Source organism: Serratia sp. BW106 (assembly GCF_002607755.1).
Classification (GTDB): domain Bacteria; phylum Pseudomonadota; class Gammaproteobacteria; order Enterobacterales; family Enterobacteriaceae; genus Serratia; species Serratia proteamaculans.
In genome coordinates this window covers 240,297-257,922 of sequence record NZ_MCGS01000010.1, presented here as the reverse complement: position 1 = coordinate 257,922, position 17,626 = coordinate 240,297, and the positions used below count along the sequence as shown (strand labels likewise).

Below are 17,626 nucleotides of genomic sequence, written 5' to 3'. Positions count from 1 at the left end.
GTATTCTGTTCAGTGAAAGACGGCGTGATTTCGATGTGATACATGTTAATGCTTCCAATACGGCCATAACAAACGATACATTTAGCGGACACCTGATTAGATAGGCTTATCAATAATGCTAAAACACTGGCCCCCGATGAACGCGTTACGTGGGTTTGAAGCCGCAGCCCGCCTGGGCAGTTTCCACCAGGCCGCCGATGAACTGCACCTCACTCAGTCGGCCATCAGTCAACAGATACGCAGCCTGGAAGCCTTTCTGGAACAACCCTTGTTTTTTCGCAGCGGTCGCAGCGTCAGCCTGACCGACGCCGGGCACGATCTCTACAGCACTGCCCAGGTGATGCTGCAACAACTGGCGGTCGGCATCCGCCGCCTGGATCAATACCGCAAACCCAACCAACTGATCGTCAATACCACTCCGGCGTTTGCCCGCCACTGGCTGGTACCGCACCTGAAGAGCTTTAATCGGCTGCACCCGGATATCGACCTTTGGCTGTTCACCAGCTTTGATCCCCCGGATATGGTGACGGAAACCGTCGATCTGGCGATCCGTGACGATCTCAGCGCGCAGGCTGAATGCAGCTTCCAGATACTGCATCAGGATCGGCTCTATCCGGCTTGCCATCCTGACCAGCTAAAACTTGACGCTGAGCACCGCACCACCCTGCATGGCGAGCGTGAGATGGACTGGAGCCATTGGGCCGTTCAGGGCGGCGTCAATCTGGGGCAAAGCAGCCATGGGTTGAATTTCTCAGACCCGGGCCTGCTATTGGACGCCGCCTGCGATGGTCTGGGTATCGCGCTGGTCAGCCAATTGCTGGCACAGCAGGCACTGGCAAAAGGGGTATTACAACCGCTGACGGAACAAAGCGTGCGCGGCCCCAACTGGGCCTGGCTTGTCCATCATGGCAGTGAAAGCAGCCCGCATACTCGGCAGTTTTGTGAGTGGTTGCTAACTCAATTGCCGCCGCCAATTTAACGTTCCAGCTCACGGATCCAGGCGGCAGATAAAGCAGGTCGGATTGAGCGGTGCTACCTTCAATCAGGCGCCCTTAAAACCTCATAGAATGGCGCTAAGTGATTGTTGAAATTGAATTCACCTGTCATCGTTCAATTCGAAAAGGAACCGCTATGCATTCTGGCTTATTGAAAACCTTAGCACTCAGCGTGGCGATTGCCACCCTCAGCCCTTCAGCCTGGGCCGCAAATCTGAACGCTGGTGCTGTGGCAGCACCGGACCAATACGGCGCCAAAGTGGCCGCACAAATTTTACAGGCCGGTGGCAACGCGGTCGATGCGGCAGTCGCTACCGCTTTTACTCTGGCGGTAACCTATCCCGAAGCCGGTAACATTGGCGGCGGCGGTTTTATGACGCTGTACGTCGACGGCAAGCCCTACTTCCTCGATTACCGTGAAATCGCCCCCAAAGCCGCCACCAAAACCATGTACCTGAACGATAAAGGCGAGGTGATTGAAAACCTCAGCCTGGTGGGCACCAAAGCGGCCGGCGTGCCGGGCACGGTGCTGGGGCTGTGGGAAGCGCACAAACGGTTCGGCAAATTGCCTTGGGCCGAGTTGCTGACCCCGGCGATCGGTTACGCGCAGCAGGGCTTTAAGGTGGCCGATCAGCAATATCAGTACCGTGAAGACGCCAACAAGCTGTTCGCCGGTCAAACCAACTTCGGCGATTATTTTGGCAGCATGAAACCCGGCGCGGTGTTTAAACAGCCGGAGCTGGCCAAAACGCTGGAGCGTATCGCCAATAAAGGCGCGGACGATTTCTATCAGGGGGAAACGGCCAAACTGCTGGTGGCCCAAATGCAGCATGATGGCGGTCTGATCACCCAGGCGGACCTGACGGACTATCGGGTGAAATGGCGCGATCCGATGCAGATTTCCTGGCGTGGCAACACCCTTTACACCGCCCCGCTGCCCAGCTCTGGCGGCATCGCGCTGGCTCAGTTACTGGGCATCAAAGAGGATCGCGCTGCCGATTTCAAAGGAGTGGAGCTGAACTCGGCGCGTTATATTCACCTGCTGTCGGAAATTGAAAAACGCGTATTTGCCGATCGTGCCGATTATCTCGGCGACCCGGACTTCGCCAAGGTCCCGGTTGCCCAGTTAATCGCCCCGGACTACCTGCAAAAACGCGCGGCGGAAATCAACCCGACGGTCATTTCACCGACCGAAAAAGTACGGCCGGGCCTGGAGCCGCACCAAACTACCCATTTCTCGATTGTTGATGCACAGGGCAACGCCGTCAGCAACACCTACACGCTGAACTGGGACTTCGGCAGCGGCGTGGTGGTGAAAGGCGCCGGCTTCCTGCTGAATGATGAAATGGACGACTTCAGCGCCAAACCGGGCGTGGCTAACGCCTTCGGCGTGGTCGGTAGCGACGCCAATGCCATTGAACCGGGCAAACGCATGCTCTCTTCCATGAGCCCGACCATTATCACCCGCGACGGTAACGTCAGTCTGGTGATCGGCACTCCCGGCGGCTCGCGCATTTTCACCTCGATTTTCCAGGTGATAAACAATATCTATGATTATCAGTTGCCATTGGATAAAGCGGTGGCCGCCCAGCGCGTTCATCACCAACTGCTGCCGAAAGACACCATCTTCTACGATGGCTTTGCCCCGCTGACCGGCAAAGTGGCCGAACAGTTGAAAGCGATGGGCTATAAGCTGGAAGATCAGGGCTGGTACATGGGGGATATTCAGGTGATCCGCGTCAATGGCGACACGCCAGAGACGGCATCTGATCCTCGTGGTCGTGGTGTGGGCCTGGTGGTGAAGAAGTAATTGAAAATGGCCGGCCCGGTTAAAGCAACCGGCCGGCCAACATGACGCTATTGCTTACGCGTCCAACCGTCCCTTTGGTCATTCTTCACCACTTCAATGAAGGACTCAGGCAGCAGGTTGCGGAACAAGCCATTCTCTTCTTCGATAACGCTGACCATTTTGTCCACCATCTCCTGCGGATCGAACTGATCGAAAGGGAACTTGAGCTTGCTGTGGTCAATAAAGTTCACCTTAGGGTCGTACCACACTCTGAAACTTTCCATCATGCGGTCATTGAAGCCGGTCAGATAAGGGCCGGGGTTGACCGTGGCCACCTTCACGCCAAAATCGGCCAGTTCCATGCGCAAGGATTCGGCAATTGCCTCCAGTGCATGTTTGGACGCACAGTAAGCGCCGGTAAAAGCACCGGTCAACAAACCGGCAACGGAAGAAACGAACACTATCTTGCCGCTCTTACGCCCCACCATTTGTTTAATAAACCCCTGAGTCAGCGCCATACTGGAAAACACGTTGGTCTCAAACTGGGATCGCAGCACGTCGATAGGCATTTCTGCCACCGCACCCGCTTCGGCAATACCGGCATTGTTGAACAACACGTCAATATTCCATTTCCACGCATACTCCCGATCGCGTGGATCCAAAATATCCAGCTTTTCAACCTGCAGCGTAACGCCGCGCTGTTTGGCGGCCTCAAGCAACTGGGTGACCTGCGGCGTGAGCTGGACACCGGCGATCACCTTATGCCCGCGCGCTGCCAGTGCCAGTGAAACTTCCCGGCCAAAACCGGACCCTGCGCCTGTCACTAATATTGTTTTATTAACCATCTGATGATTTCCTTTGTTCACATTAATGGGGTTGGCACTCACGGCCATAGCGGGTAATACCGACGTTGCCGCCACCACACCGCTGCTGATGATAAATTTCCTGCGAGTTATTTCAGGCATAAAGCCTCCTTCTGCCAGAGGCAGAATGGTCTATTTTATTAAATGGCGTTTTATTTAATGAGTGCAATTAAATACGGGCACTGCGTTTATTTCAAACAGCTCTCTGCAATATAAGCATCCTCATGGGATTTGGCACCGGAAATGCCAATTGCGCCAATAAATTCATTCGCAGATGAATAGACTGGCAGTCCGCCGGCAAAAGAGGCCAGCCCCTGATTGCTGTGTTCAATCGACCACAACTCTTGTCCTGAGCCTGATAGCCGGCCCAGGTCGGCACTGGGAATACGAAATAGTGCAGATGTTTTCGCTTTCCTTTGGGCTAAATCAATGGCCCCCAGCGGGGTATTATCCATGCGGGCAAAGGCGATCATATTGGCGCCGTCATCATAGACACAAATACAGACCGCCAGCCCCTGCTGCTGCGCGGTGCTGATCCCTTTGGCAATAATCTGCCGGGCATAATCCAGCGAGAACGATCCTGACATGGCAAGTAACCCCGTTAATATGCAACTGGGGAAAACTATAAAGTTGCGCTAGGATGTGAACAATACCCACTCACCTGACAACAGTTGTTAGTTTATCTTATGAATAGACAAGATCCGCTTAACGGCATTCACCTGTTTTTGACCGTGGTCGAAGCCGGCAATTTCTCCAGGGCAGCCGCCATGCTCAGCGTCACGCCAGCCGCAGTCAGCCTGAGGATCGGGCAGTTGGAAACCGAGTTGGCGGTGAAGCTGTTTCATCGCTCGACGCGTAGCGTTAGCCTCAGTGAGGCCGGTGAGTGGTTCTATCAAAGTGTGGCGCCTTTTTATCAACATATACTTAATGCCCGCGAAGGCCTGCATCAGAGCCAGGACCTGCCTTCTGGCCATCTGCGCATCACTGCCGTACAAATGGCGAAAGAACTGCTCAAGGCGCCGTTCCTGGCAGAATTCAACCGTCTTTATGCGCAGATCACCCTGGAAATAAATTACGAAGACCATTTGATAGACATTATTCAGGAACGGATCGATGTGGGTATTCGGCTGGCGGATAAATTACAGCCCGGCATGGTTGGCGTGCAAATAACTCCGGCATTGCCTTGCGCCCTTATCGCCTCACGAGATTATATTGAAAAATATTCGGCCCCAATGAATATTGCTGAGTTGCAACAACATCGTTGCATACGTTTTCGTTTCCCCGACCGTGGCATATTGCATAAGTGGTCGCTGACCGATGGCGAGCAAGATCATGACATTGACCTGCCGGGAGTTTTTATTACCGACAACACCGAGGCTATTATTGAGGCCGCTCGGGCGGGAATTGGCATTGCTCATGTGTTTTTACGTCACAGGATCAAACAAGAGCTTGAGGCGGGAACCTTGATCGAAATAATGCCGGGGTATTGTCGCCCACTGCCACCAATGTGGGTCTATTATGCCAACCGCAAATACGTGCCCAAAAAAGTCAGGGTATTTATTGATGAATTAAAACGCCACAGCCAGACGCTGAGGTGGTGAAGCATGCCCCGTCATTACGGGGCATGCTCGGGGTTATCCGCCGGCTTTATTCAGCGTAGCATTCGACAATTCGCCGTAAACCACCTGGCCACGGAAACCACGACGTACCTGCTGGAACAGGGCTCGGAATGCCGGATAATCCTGTGGCTGGCAGAGCGCATCCTTGCCGCGAATGGCATTCATCTGCAACCGATGGTTGACGACCACCTGCTGCCCCTTGAGTTGCCATTCCACCTGGTATTGACCGGCCGCATTGTTGAATTTCTGGTTCTTGGGAATGGCGATAATCGGCACTCCGGCAGGCAATTGCAGGCGATAGGTTTCATCATAGTGCTGTGCGGTGCAGTAAAACGGCGTCTCGTTGGTCGGCGCTGACGTGGTTGAATAAAGCGTTCTGAAAGACTTGCCGCCGGGCGGTGTTGGCACAGGCATGCCCCCTACCACGCTAAAATCGACATAGTCCTCGGCCTTGAAACGATAGCTGTAACCAAACTGCTTTTTGAGATTGAGGGGATCGCCTTGCATCACAATTTTCCCACGCCCATCAATGCCGGAAGAGGCCATGATGGTTTCTTCAACCCGCGCCTGATTCTGCTGATTGATTTGGGAAAAATACCCTCTCAGGTCGATCTCATCCACCTCACCCAAGTTACGTTCGGTTTGTCCGCGCATATTGCCCGATTTATCGAATTCGAAATCCACGCTGAGTGAGGTGTTATTGCGCAGTTCATCATTGTCTGGGGTACGCGCCAATTTCGCTTCGCGAGTGAGCAACACCGGTGCCCCAAGATCGGCCCCCGGCAGTTGACCAAAACGGGCCCAGGGATTGGTGGAATCCAGATACAGCTTGAACTCCGGCACATAGGTAATGGCATGGTTAAAACGGCCCAACAGCGGTACCGTCGGCAGAACCGGCCCTTCATCCATACCAATCAGCACCGGTGAACTGACAATGCCCTTGGCGGCTAACAACGCCTCCAGCAGCACCACGTGATCCTTGCAGTCACCGTAATGGTTATCAAGGATGCTCTGCGCCGGATTCGGTTCCAGCCCGCCGTTACCCAAATACACGGCAACGTAACGAATATTCTGTGCCACCCAACGGTAGAGAGCCGCCGTCTGTTCACGGCGATCGCTGATACCACTGGTGATTTGATCCGCCAGCGTTTGGATCGCCGGGGTGACTTTCGCCGCTTCGCCGGCTTTCAATTGGTAGGCTTTGGCCAACTGTGGCCATTCACGGTAGGTACTGGCCATGATGGTTGGGCTGAATGTCCAACTGTTGGCCGACCAGTTCTGTGCCTTCAGCGGCTCGCTGCGTTGATAACGCCAGCGCCAATGCGCCTGACCGTCGCGGACCTGCGGCGTATTTCCGCCCTCAACTCCCCGGGTAAAGACATGCATCGGCAAGTCAGCCGGCGCATGCAAGTTAACTTCCGCGTCATCAAATTGGTCGAATACGCTAAAGGTTTCCCACAGGCCGAAGTAGTCCGGGAAATACGGCGTATTTTGCGTGCGGCGCAGCTCATACATCACGCGCGATCCCGGAGCCAGGTTGGAGAACACGATAACCCGCACCTTGCGATCGGCATACAGCGGTGCCGAGGCGCTGGAATAACTTTCCTGGGTATAGATACGATCGGGTGCCACGTCATGGCGCTGTCCATCGGCCGTCAGCGTATAAGCCGAGACCACCTCCAGCGTTTCCATTTTCTCGCTGTAACTCAGGCGGATTTGGCTAAATTTCTCGACGGCAGCTTTGGTTTTAAGCAGAACTTCATAGCTCTCGGTTTTCACATTACTGGCATTGGCCTGCACTTGATAATCGGCGCGGTAGCGCACAAAGCTAAAATCATTGCGCACGGCCGCTTCCTGCGCGCTAGCCGTCGTAGGGGTGTCAGCGGCCAGCAACATGGCCGGTTGTGCTGCCGTCAGGCCGGCGAGCACCAGTATTGAGGGGATAGCGATTTGCATCTTCAATCCTTGAAGGTTTATTTAACCATAATGGTGGCCTTAATCAGGCGCAGACCTCCGTCGCAACAGGCAGGCACACTAGTATAAATGAGAAGCGTTTTCAATAAAATACCGGTTCCACTGACAGGATCCGATGTATCATTCGGGACAGAAAATTTCAAAAGGAAGTCTATTCATGGAAAATATCATTATCGAAAAAGCGAAAAAAACGGATGCCGCAGAAATTGTAAGGCTGATATCCCTGGCAGATAAAGATGCCGTACTGGCCCTTTCCGGTAAAAATGATATTGATGATGCTCTGCGTCAGTATGAAATAAACTTCGGTCGTGAGGATATCTACTTCAGCTACAAGAATATCTTTGTGGCACGCAGCAACAGCCGCATTCTTGGCTGCATCCTCTACTTCCGGGGCGAAGATGAGTCCAGTTTCCAACCCATCTCGGAACGTCCGCTTGAAATGGAAATGGAAAATGAATCTGATCCCGATGAAATCTACATTGATTCACTGGCGGTGCTGCCGGAGTGCCGGGGAAAGGGGATCGCTAAACGGCTGGTTAAACAGGTCACTCTTGAAGCCAGGAAACAGGGTTTTCAAAAGGTAGGCCTGCTGGCCGACAAGAGCAAAGCCTATCTGGGTAGCATGTATCAAACGCTGGGATTTAACGTCACGGCCGAAGTGAGTCTGCTTAACGACCATTACGAAAAGATGACCTTCTACACAGAACCATCATGTTCCTGAAACTGTCCCTCTCCCAAAGGAGAGGGAACAATCTCGCTGCGTGACGATTGAGCTAGCCTTGCTCTATCAGCATCACCGCCGTGGTATCCGCTGCCAGGGCTTCGAAAATGTGCTCCCGATCGGCGGAGTAACTGATGTAATCCCCCGGACTTAACTCTACCGCCTGGTCTTTCGGTCCCACTAGCGCCCTGCCACTGCTGATAATCACGTGCTCAATGGTCCCCGGCATATGCGGCCGCGAGATGCGCGTTTCGCCCGGTTGAACGCTCAGACGGTAAATATCGCGCTGGGCTCCCGGCGGACAGGTCGCCAATAAGGTGGCGGCGTAATTGGCCTGTTCGGAAACGGTAGTGACCCCTTCGTTAGCGCGGATCACCTGAACGTGCTGGCGCGGCTGGGAAATTAACCGGCTGACCGGTACATCCAGCGCCATCGCCAATGCCCACAGCGTTTCCAGGCTAGGGTTACCGTTACCGGTTTCCAGCTGTGAAAGCGTCGATTTGGCTATCCCAGCCCGACGGGCCAATTCGGTAACCGATAGCCCCAACCGCTCACGTTCCCGGCGAATGGCGGTCGAAAGCAGGCCGATCGGCGTGGCGTTATTGCAGATGTCATCGCTCATTGTTCACCATATCATCCAGTTGTTCGACTTGACGAACGCTTGCGAGCTGTTCATCATAACGTTCAATTGTTCATTTTAATGGTAACCGCATCAGTCGGCAAGTGCTGAGCACCATCAGGGAGAAGGGATATGAAGGTAAAAACCAGTGGCGTCATGCAGATGACTCTCGCCATGGTCATTTCCGGCACCGTGGGGTGGCCGGTAGTGATGCTGGGGCAACCGGCCACCACGGTAGTTTTCTGGCGCTGTGCGTTTGGTGCGCTGGCGATGTTGGTGGTCTGTGCCCTGCTCGGTCTGCTGAAAAAAGGCCTGCTGACCCGACGACAGGCCGCAATAGCGGTGCTGGGTGGTATCGCGCTGGTGTTGAACTGGACGCTGCTGTTCGCTGCCTATTCCTACGCCTCTATCGCCGTGGCTACGGTCACCTACCACGTTCAGCCCTTTATGTTGGTCGGGCTGGGGGTGCTGTTTTTTGGTGAAAAACTGACGGCGACCAAGCTCGGCTGGTTGTTATTGGCCTTTGTCGGCATGTTGTTGATCATCACCGGCAAGCAAAATGCCGGCGACGCCAGTTCCCATTACTTCACCGGCGTATTACTGGCGCTGGGTGCCGCCTTTATGTATGCGGTCGCGGCGGCGATCGTCAAACAATTGAAAGCAGTGCCGCCGCATCTGATTGTGTTGATCCAGCTCTCCGTTGGTGCGCTGCTGTTGGCTCCCTTCGCCGGTCTTGGCTCTCTGCCGTCAACGGCCAATACCTGGTTGTTGCTGGCGACCCTGGGCCTGGTACATACCGGGTTGATGTCCTCACTGCTGTACAGCGCGATCCAGAAAATCCCTACCAGCCTGGTGGGTGCCTTGTCCTTCATCTATCCATTGGTAGCAATTATTGTCGACTGGAGGGTGTTCGGTCACCGCCTTAGCCTGCTGCAGCTGCTGGGCGCTGCCGCGATCCTGCTGGCTGCAGCGGGCATGAACTTTGGCTGGCGCTTGATGCGCGCGAAGAAAACTCCCCATCCGGCGGACGGGATCTAAACGCCTTAAAGATCGTCCTGATCACTGATACATCTGCGGCAGGGTTATCCCGAAAATATCAAAAGCTCAGCAAATTAACGTATTCGCCCTGGCCGACAATAGCTGTTATTTATTGAGTCAGACACGGCGGAGGAATCAACGATGACGCTTTATGTGTGGAATAACCGGCTGAAACAGCGCGTCCGTTTCAGTTACTGGAATGAGCTGTGCGTGATTAACTAAATCGGGGGCCTGTAATGGCCCCCACCAATTTTAAAACCCTACCTGTCCTCAGTCTCACTGCGTATATGACTGATCTGCTCTTGCAGGTCGGGCCACGGTGCTTTCCCCGCATAGTTTTGCCGCAGGTAGTTAAGCAACGCCGCTATCTGCCCATCATTCAGGTTATGACGGAATGCCGGCATGTAACCCAGATTGATATTGGCCGGTTGCTGAATACCGTCCAATACCACCCGAATGGCGTTGTCCGGCGTATCGGCAAACAGGTTGGTGTTCAGCGCCAGCGAAGGCCGGATCCCGGCCATGTGCGCGCCCTTTTCCTGAGCATGGCAAGCCATACAGGCCCCGGAGAAAATACGTGCCCCCTCGGTGGTTAACGGCTCGGTCTTTAATTCGGCCCAGTCATTCAACCGCTGTGCCTGCGCCACCTTGGCTTGCGCCGGGTGGTAGCTGCGAAGATAGGTGGCGATGGCCTGCAAGTCTTGTTCCGGCAGGCGTGAAAGCCCCTCTTCGATCACCGGTGCCATCGGCCCCGCCGCGACACCGTGATTGGCCGAATACCCGCTGCGCATAAAGCTGAGCAGATCCTGCCGGGTCCAGTCCAGCGGGGCCAAAGAACTGCCGGTGAGTGACGGTGCCGTCCAGGCTTCCGCCACGCCGCCGGTCAAATGCGCAGTGCCGCCTTTTTCGCCAAACATCAGATTGCGCGGGGAGTGACAGGCGCTGCAATGCCCAAGACCTTCGGTCAGATAGGCCCCCCGGTTCCACTCGGCACTTTGCTCAGGATCCGTTTTCATCGCGCCCGGCGTCAGGAACAGCCAGTTCCAGGTCACTATGCCCTGGCGAATGTTAAACGGAAAACTCAGCGCGGTGACCGGCGGCTGGTAGCTCACCGCCGGCTGCGACATCAGATAGGCGTACAACGCCTGCAAATCTTCGTCACTGGTACGGGTAAAGGCGGTATAGGGGAAAGCCGGGTAGAGATAATGCCCTTCGCGATCCACCCCATGACGCATCGCCCGTTCAAAGGCAGCATAGGACCATTTGCCAATGCCGGTTTCGTTATCCGGCGTAATGTTGGTGGTGTAGATAGTGCCAAACGGGATCTCCATCGCCAACCCGCCAGTATCGCGTTTACCGCCCGGCCGGGTATGGCAGACCGAACAATCGCCGAGGTCGGCCAGCATTTTGCCACGGGCGATCTGTTGCTGACTAAAAGCGTGGGTCTCGTTCGCATCGCGTGGCGCAATTTCCGGCTGCCAACTGACAATCACACCGGCGACCACCACGGCAATGACCGCCAGACTGCCCCATCCGGCAACTTTCTTTAACTTGCCCATTATGAGTTATCCCTTTCTGCGTTGGTGGAAGCCTGCTGTTTTAACGCCTTCAGCACCTGCTCCGGGGTGAATGGCACTTCTCGCAGTCGCACACCCAGCGCGTCGAATAATGCATTGGCGATTGCTGCCGCACTCGGTACCGAGGCCGATTCCCCCGCGCCCATCGACGGCTCATCCGGGTAGTCCAGCAGTTGCACATCCACCTGTGGCAATTCATCAAAACGCAGGATCGGATAGCCCCCCCAGTCCAGTGACGTCACCGCTGACGCATCAAAGGTGACAAACTCCTTCAGCACCCGGCTGGCGGACTGGAGGATATTGCCATGCACCTGATGACGAACCCCGGCCGGATTGATGATGCGTCCGCAGTCATGGGCCACGAAGATTTTGTCGAGTTTAATCTGGCCGCTGTGGCGGTTAACGCTGAGGTCACACACCCAGGCTGCCCAGGCCGCGCCGAACCCCGGGAATTTGCTGTGGAAGTAACGGGCATAGGCAAAGCCACGGCCACTTACCCACGCCTGTCCGCTCGTTGCCGGGTTGCGATGCGCCGGGCCATCCTGCCAACCGGCCTGTTTTTTCAATGCATTGATCAACGCCACGGCGCGCGGGTCTTTCAGATATTGCAGGCGGAAAGCGATCGGATCCTGCCCGGCGTGCCACGCCAGCTCATCAATCCACGATTCATGGGCAAACACATTGGGCAACGCCGAAACCCCGCGCATCCATGAAGCCCGCACGATCGGCGCAGCATCCTGACAAATCACCCGCATATTTGGATATTCGTACTGGGGGATGGCAGTTCTGTCGCCCATCTGCTGTACATCAGCCCGATTGGCCACCTTACCGGTCAAAACCAGTGACAATGTCACGGCGTTATTGGAGGGATAGCTGGTTTTCAGCTCGTAGGCCGCCACCTGCCGGTGTTGATCCAACCCACCGCGCACCCGCATCAACTGCCCGGTGCCCTTGGGTTCCCAACCCGACTCTTGCTCACGCATCAACTGCACTCTGACCGGTTTGCCAGTGGCCTGAGATAGCAGCGCGGCGTCTGCCGACACGTCATCGGCACAGTTGCGGCCATAACAACCGGAGGCCTCCATGCGATTGATATGCACCTGCTCAGGCTGTCGATCGAGCAAATGGGCGATGTCTTTGCGCAGGTCATGAGGGTTTTGCGTGCCCGACCAGATTTCTGCGTGCTCACTGCTGACATCGGCCACCGCACAGGAAGGGCCAATGGAGGCATGCTGATGATAAGGCCAGACGTAATCGGCATTGACCTCGGTGTGCAGCGAAGCCAGCGCGGCATCGACGCCCGCATCATCACGCAGCACGCGATCGCTTTTCGGGTTAGCCGCCAGCGCCGCCTGCAATCCCTGCACCGAAAGATCCGGCAGCCCGGTCCAGGGACGCCATACGGTCTTCAATTGCCGCATGGCTGCGATCGCCTGCTCTTCACGCTCGGCAACGATGCCGATAAAATCGTTAATCACCACCAGTTTCACGATGCCCGGCAGATGAGAGATAGAAGCTCGGTCCACCGACAGCAGCCCACTGCCCAGGGGCGCACTGCTGTCCGCGCCGGTATAAGGCGGGCGTACCACTCTGCCGTGCAGCATGCCCGGTAGCCGCAGGTCGTGCACATAGGTCAGTTGACCGGTAACCTTGGCCGGGATATCTACCCGCGGCACGGCCTTACCGACATAGCGGCTGTCCGCCACGCTTTTCAGCTTGACCGTTTTATCCAGCGCAACCTGCAAGTTTTGCCCGTTGGCCAGGTCGCCATAGCTCAGGCTGACATGGGGTTTGTCCGCTGCAAATACCCGACCATTCTCGGCCCGTAACCTGTCCACCGGCAGCGCGAAGGCGCGTGCGGCCAGCCCCAGCAACAACTGCCGCACCTGCGCCGCCGCCTGTCGCAGCGGAATTGAGGTTACCTGAATAGTGGCACTGGCGATGGTCGGCCCCTGATCCGGCGTGCGCTGGGTATCCCCCAGAATGACCGTGACATGGTCAAAGGGCACGCTGATTTCATCGGCAACAATCTGTGCCAATGCCGTACGAATACCGGTACCGAGATCCACATGGCCATTAAAGGCAGTAACCCGACCGTCGGCGGTCAGGCCAATAAAGCTGTCCACACGATCCAGCGGCAGGTCGCCCACGGCGGCAGGCGTATCGGCAAGGGCATTGAGTGAAACCGGCAGCAGACTGCTGACCATCACCAGCCCTCCTGCCTGTAACAGGCGGCGTCGGGTGAGTTCCAGGCGGCTCATGACTGCCCCCTTTCGGCCAACAGCTGTCGGGCTTTGGCTGCCGCGCGCAAGATCTCAATATGGGTGCCGCAGCGACACAGGTTATAGGCCAGTTCATTTTTGATTTGTTGTTCATCGGCCTGCGGATTGCGCTCAAACAGCGCAACCAGCGTCATGATCATACCGTTGGTGCAATAACCGCACTGCGCGGCTTGCTCATCGATAAAGCCCTGTTGAACCGGGTGCAGTTGCCCCGCTTCGCTGAGGCCTTCCAGCGTGGTAACAGATTTATTGATGGCACCGCTCAGTGGGATAGAACAGGAACGAGCGGCAACGCCGTCGATCAATACCGTACAGGCACCACACTCCCCCAGGCCACAACCATATTTGGGGCCGTTGAGGCCCAGATCATTGCGTAATACGTACAGTAAAGGCGTCTCGGGCGAAACGTCGTCGAGTGCGACCATCCGGCCGTTTATTTTAATTTCCATGGTGAAATATATCCTTAACCAAACGGATTTCTCCGTAATATCACTGTGATGAATGATTCACAGCATGCTAATTATAATCATTAAAAGACTTAGCAATGTTAAGGTGATGTAGCGTGAATTGCTTTACCGAAAAATGGGTATTTATTATAAATTTCCGATAGATACTCATAATATTCTTGGCAGCTCCCCTCCCAGGCTAAAAAATCACCGTTTGCTCTCCGCCAAATACGGCTAAATAAAGCGCCTGTTTATTTCCCCCGGACCCGCATGTTACGACTGCCTGTTACCGGTTTTACTCCGTCGGTCACATTACCGGTAACACCTTTTTTTAACATCCTTCAGCGTGATATCTGTCGCAAAACCGCCTGCGGAAAACCGCTTTGATAGTCCTATCGAAGCAACTATTTTTTGACAGGTGAAACCATGACGACCCCAACGCCCAATGAAGTACTGTTAATTGCCCCCGTGATGGAAAACCTGCAGGCCCGCCTTGAGGCGGCCTTTGTGGTGCACCGGCTGTATGAACAAGCGGACCCGGTGGCGTTTCTCGCCGCCAAGGGAGAAGCCTTTCAGGCGATCGTTACCCGTGGCGATATCGGCGTCACCACGCCGGTTCTCGAGCAATTACCGCAGTTGGGGCTGATTGCGGTATTTGGTGTGGGCACCGACGCGATAGACCTGGAGTACACCCGCCAACGTGGCATTGCCGTCACCATCACCTCCGGCGCGTTGACCGAAGACGTGGCGGATATGGCGTTGGGGTTGCTGTTGGCCACCGCTCGTCAGCTCTGCCATAACGACCGTTTTGTCCGTGAAGGCCGCTGGCTGCAGGAAGCACCCGGACTGTCGGTGCAGGTCAGCGGGAAGCGTCTGGGGATTTTTGGCATGGGTAACATCGGCCGTGCCATCGCCCAGCGCGCCGCCGGCTTCAACATGCGCATCCAATACGCCAGCCACCGGCAGGACAGTACGCTGCCCTATGCCTATTACCCGGATCTGCTGGCATTGGCGCGAGAAAGTGACTTTTTTGTGATTGCCATTTCGGGCGGAAAGGACAGTGCCGGTTTGGTAGACAAGGCCGTGTTTGACGCGCTGCCGTCGCACGCACTGGTGATCAACATTGCTCGTGGCAGCATCGTCAACCAAGCGGATCTGATTGCCGCGCTGCAAATCGGTGACATCGCCGGGGCCGGACTGGACGTTTACGCCCAGGAGCCGCAGGTGCCTGCCGAGCTGATCGCGATGGATAACGTGGTGCTGCAACCGCATATCGCCAGCGCCACCCAGGAAACCCGGCAAAAAATGAGCGATATCGTCTTCACCAACGTTGAAGCCTTTTTCAACCAGGCACCGCTGCCCCACGCCATCGAGTAATTAACCCGCTTTAGTTCGATTTTATTCTTGCCGAATAACAGAACCTCCCGTTCTGGAGGTTCTCCCTGCGTCCTGTAAAGAGAGATCGCCATGGATAATAAAATACCCAACACCCGCTGGCTGCGGGTCATTGCCCCGATCCTGATCGCCTGCATTATTTCCTTTATGGACCGGGTTAATATCAGTTTTGCCTTGCCCGGTGGTATGGAAAGTGATTTGGGCATTTCCAGCCAGATGGCGGGTTTGGCCAGCGGCATCTTCTTTATCGGTTATCTGTTTTTGCAGGTTCCCGGCGGCCGCATTGCGGTTAACGGCAGCGGCAAACGCTTTATCGCCTGGTCACTCTGTGCCTGGGCGGTGGTTTCGGTGGCCACCGGCTTTGTCACCAACCACTACCAACTGCTGGTGTTACGTTTTGTATTAGGCATTTCCGAAGGTGGCATGTTGCCGGTGGTGCTGACCATGATCAGCAATTGGTTCCCGGAAAAAGAACTGGGCCGCGCCAATGCCTTCGTCATGATGTTCGCCCCGCTGGGTGGCATGCTTACCGCCCCCATTTCGGGTGCCATCATTAACCAGCTCGACTGGCGCTGGCTGTTTATCCTCGAAGGTTTGCTGTCACTGGTGGTGTTGGCCGTTTGGTGGCTGTTGATCAGCGATCGTCCGCAGGAGGCGCGCTGGCTGCCGGCCCGCGAGCGCGAATATCTGATAACAGAACTGACACGCGAGCGTCAGGCTCGCAGCAGAAGCCAGCCGGTCAGCAACGCACCGTTGAAGGACGTGTTCCGCAATAAGGGGCTGATGAAACTGGTACTGCTGAACTTCTTCTACCAGACCGGTGACTATGGCTACACCCTGTGGCTGCCGACCATTCTGAAAAACCTCACCGGCGGCAATATGGCCTCGGTCGGCTTCCTGGCGATCTTGCCGTTCGTCGCGACCCTGCTGGGGATTTACCTGATATCGGTGCTGACCGACAAAACCGGCAAGCGTCGGCTGTGGGTGATGGTCTCCCTGTTCTGCTTTGCCGCCGCACTGTTGGCCTCGGTGGTGTTGCGCCATAACGTGGTGGCGGCCTATATCGCATTGGTGGTTTGTGGCTTCTTCCTGAAGGCGGCGACCAGCCCATTCTGGTCGATGCCAGGGCGTATCGCCTCGGCGGAAGTGGCCGGTGGCGCACGCGGCGTGATTAATGGCCTCGGCAATCTGGGCGGTTTCTGTGGCCCCTATCTGGTCGGCGTGATGATCTACCTGTACGGTCAGAACGTCGCGGTTTGCGCTTTGGCGGTCTCGCTGATCATCGCCGGTATCATCGCCTGGCGCTTGCCGAAGGAATGCGATCTGACCGGCAGCGAACCGGCGCATGACGTGCTGCTGGAGAAGGCCAAACGCGCCTGAATAACAACGAAAACCACGAGCGGGCTACGGCAAAATTTGCTATGTTAGCCCGCTGATTAAGGTCTGTTGTTACTCGCCGGATAGGTCTATGTTTACCCATAAAGCAATTGCCGAACTCAATGCGCTGGAGTTGATGGTTTATAACTACGTCATCAAAAACAACAACCCGGTGATGTATATGACCATCCGCGAACTGGCCGAGGCCGCCGGGGTGTCCACCACTACCGTGCTGCGTTTTTGCAAGAAAATGGGTTGCGAAGGTTATTCCGAATTCCGTATCCGCTTTAAACTGCATCTTGAGCAAACTGAAGCGTCGCCGGTAGATTTTGGCACCAGCGAAATCATCAACTTCTTTAAAAGCATCAATAACGACGAATTTAATCAGCTGATTGACCAGGCGGTGCAACATATTGCCGCCGCCGAGCGCATTATTTTTGTCGGGGTAAGTACCTCTGGGGCATTGGGGAAATACGGGGCGCGTTTCTTTTCCAACGTGGGGAAATTCAGCACCCATATTGATGACCCTTATTATCCGATCAATAGCGACATGTATAAAAGCGCGGTAGCAATTATGCTTTCCGTCTCCGGTGAGACCGAAGAGATCCTGCGCCTCGCCAGCCAGTTCAGCCTGCACCACTGCAAAATCGTCAGCATCACCAACAACGAAACCTCCTCATTGGCGCGTATGGCGGACTTCAACCTCTCCTACCACGTTCCCCCGCAGTTGATTGCCGGGCAACATAACATCACCACCCAGATCCCGGTTATTTACATTATTGAAACTATCGGCAAGCGGCTGGGCCATATTAACGCCAGTAAATAAAACAGCCTGTTTTTTTAATGTGACAAATTACCAAATCGGTATTTTGTTATATCGTGACATTCAATCCCAGCTTGCTAGTATATTCTCAGAACCTTTCATTAATAA

Annotated in this window: 15 protein-coding genes; 8 read left to right on the top strand and 7 right to left on the bottom strand. The window is 55.3% G+C overall.

Annotated elements, in window-relative coordinates:
• Window positions 1–115: 115 nt before the first annotated feature.
• Both BEI65_RS08935 and ggt read left to right on the top strand, forming a co-directional pair.
• Window positions 116–979 carry a LysR substrate-binding domain-containing protein gene (locus tag BEI65_RS08935; protein ID WP_099063025.1) on the top strand — a complete coding sequence of 288 codons (864 nt, stop codon included), beginning with the start codon at window positions 116–118 and terminating at the stop codon, window positions 977–979.
• 152 nt (window positions 980–1,131) lie between these two features.
• The gene (gene ggt / locus BEI65_RS08930; protein ID WP_099063024.1) at window positions 1,132–2,805 is read left to right on the top strand and encodes a gamma-glutamyltransferase; all 1,674 of its coding nucleotides are present in this window, start codon (window positions 1,132–1,134) and stop codon (window positions 2,803–2,805) included.
• 47 nt (window positions 2,806–2,852) lie between these two features.
• Here ggt and BEI65_RS08925 read toward each other — a convergent pair whose 3' ends face one another.
• Both BEI65_RS08925 and BEI65_RS08920 read right to left on the bottom strand, forming a co-directional pair.
• A complete protein-coding gene (locus BEI65_RS08925) occupies window positions 2,853–3,749 on the bottom strand; it encodes an SDR family oxidoreductase (protein ID WP_232519038.1) in 897 nt (298 codons plus the stop codon).
• An 86-nt stretch (window positions 3,750–3,835) separates the two neighbouring features.
• Complete coding sequence (locus BEI65_RS08920) at window positions 3,836–4,234, bottom strand: heme-binding protein (protein ID WP_099063023.1); 399 nt, start codon at window positions 4,232–4,234, stop codon at window positions 3,836–3,838.
• A 99-nt stretch (window positions 4,235–4,333) separates the two neighbouring features.
• On the opposite strand from BEI65_RS08920, the gene BEI65_RS08915 reads away from it, so the two are divergent.
• Window positions 4,334–5,248: a LysR family transcriptional regulator gene (locus BEI65_RS08915; protein WP_099063022.1), complete on the top strand. Its 915-nt coding sequence runs from the start codon at window positions 4,334–4,336 to the stop codon at window positions 5,246–5,248.
• 33 nt (window positions 5,249–5,281) lie between these two features.
• Here the strand turns inward: BEI65_RS08915 and BEI65_RS08910 are convergent, their stop codons facing one another.
• A complete protein-coding gene (locus BEI65_RS08910; protein ID WP_099063021.1) occupies window positions 5,282–7,222 on the bottom strand; it encodes a DUF3857 domain-containing protein in 1,941 nt (646 codons plus the stop codon).
• A gap of 175 nt (window positions 7,223–7,397) precedes the next feature.
• Between BEI65_RS08910 and BEI65_RS08905 the strand changes: the two genes are divergently transcribed.
• Complete coding sequence (locus BEI65_RS08905; RefSeq protein ID WP_099063020.1) at window positions 7,398–7,961, top strand: GNAT family N-acetyltransferase; 564 nt, start codon at window positions 7,398–7,400, stop codon at window positions 7,959–7,961.
• A 52-nt stretch (window positions 7,962–8,013) separates the two neighbouring features.
• Here the strand turns inward: BEI65_RS08905 and BEI65_RS08900 are convergent, their stop codons facing one another.
• On the bottom strand, window positions 8,014–8,583 hold the full coding sequence (locus BEI65_RS08900; RefSeq protein WP_099063019.1) for a helix-turn-helix domain-containing protein: 570 nt from the start codon (window positions 8,581–8,583) through the stop codon (window positions 8,014–8,016).
• Between the two features lie 129 nt (window positions 8,584–8,712).
• Between BEI65_RS08900 and BEI65_RS08895 the strand changes: the two genes are divergently transcribed.
• On the top strand, window positions 8,713–9,618 hold the full coding sequence (locus BEI65_RS08895) for a DMT family transporter (RefSeq protein ID WP_099063018.1): 906 nt from the start codon (window positions 8,713–8,715) through the stop codon (window positions 9,616–9,618).
• A gap of 260 nt (window positions 9,619–9,878) precedes the next feature.
• On the opposite strand, the gene BEI65_RS08890 is transcribed toward BEI65_RS08895, so the two are convergent.
• The 3 genes from BEI65_RS08890 to BEI65_RS08880 are packed head-to-tail and all read right to left on the bottom strand — an operon-like array spanning window position 9,879 to window position 13,926.
• The gene (locus tag BEI65_RS08890; protein WP_099063017.1) at window positions 9,879–11,177 is read right to left on the bottom strand and encodes a cytochrome c; all 1,299 of its coding nucleotides are present in this window, start codon (window positions 11,175–11,177) and stop codon (window positions 9,879–9,881) included.
• Complete coding sequence (locus BEI65_RS08885) at window positions 11,177–13,456, bottom strand: molybdopterin cofactor-binding domain-containing protein (RefSeq protein ID WP_099063016.1); 2,280 nt, start codon at window positions 13,454–13,456, stop codon at window positions 11,177–11,179. The genes BEI65_RS08890 and BEI65_RS08885 overlap by 1 nt, the downstream gene beginning before the upstream one ends.
• Window positions 13,453–13,926, bottom strand: a complete 474-nt coding sequence (locus BEI65_RS08880; RefSeq protein ID WP_099063015.1) for a (2Fe-2S)-binding protein — start codon at window positions 13,924–13,926, stop codon at window positions 13,453–13,455. The genes BEI65_RS08885 and BEI65_RS08880 overlap by 4 nt, the downstream gene beginning before the upstream one ends.
• A 423-nt stretch (window positions 13,927–14,349) precedes the next feature.
• On the opposite strand from BEI65_RS08880, the gene BEI65_RS08875 reads away from it, so the two are divergent.
• The 3 genes from BEI65_RS08875 (at window position 14,350) to BEI65_RS08865 (ending at window position 17,521) form a co-directional block, all read left to right on the top strand.
• Window positions 14,350–15,300: a 2-hydroxyacid dehydrogenase gene (locus BEI65_RS08875; RefSeq protein ID WP_099063014.1), complete on the top strand. Its 951-nt coding sequence runs from the start codon at window positions 14,350–14,352 to the stop codon at window positions 15,298–15,300.
• 90 nt (window positions 15,301–15,390) lie between these two features.
• Entirely contained in the window at window positions 15,391–16,698 is a 1,308-nt protein-coding gene (locus BEI65_RS08870) for an MFS transporter (protein WP_099063013.1), read from the top strand.
• An 88-nt stretch (window positions 16,699–16,786) separates the two neighbouring features.
• Window positions 16,787–17,521: a MurR/RpiR family transcriptional regulator gene (locus BEI65_RS08865; RefSeq protein ID WP_099063012.1), complete on the top strand. Its 735-nt coding sequence runs from the start codon at window positions 16,787–16,789 to the stop codon at window positions 17,519–17,521.
• The last annotated feature ends 105 nt before the right edge of the window (window positions 17,522–17,626 follow it).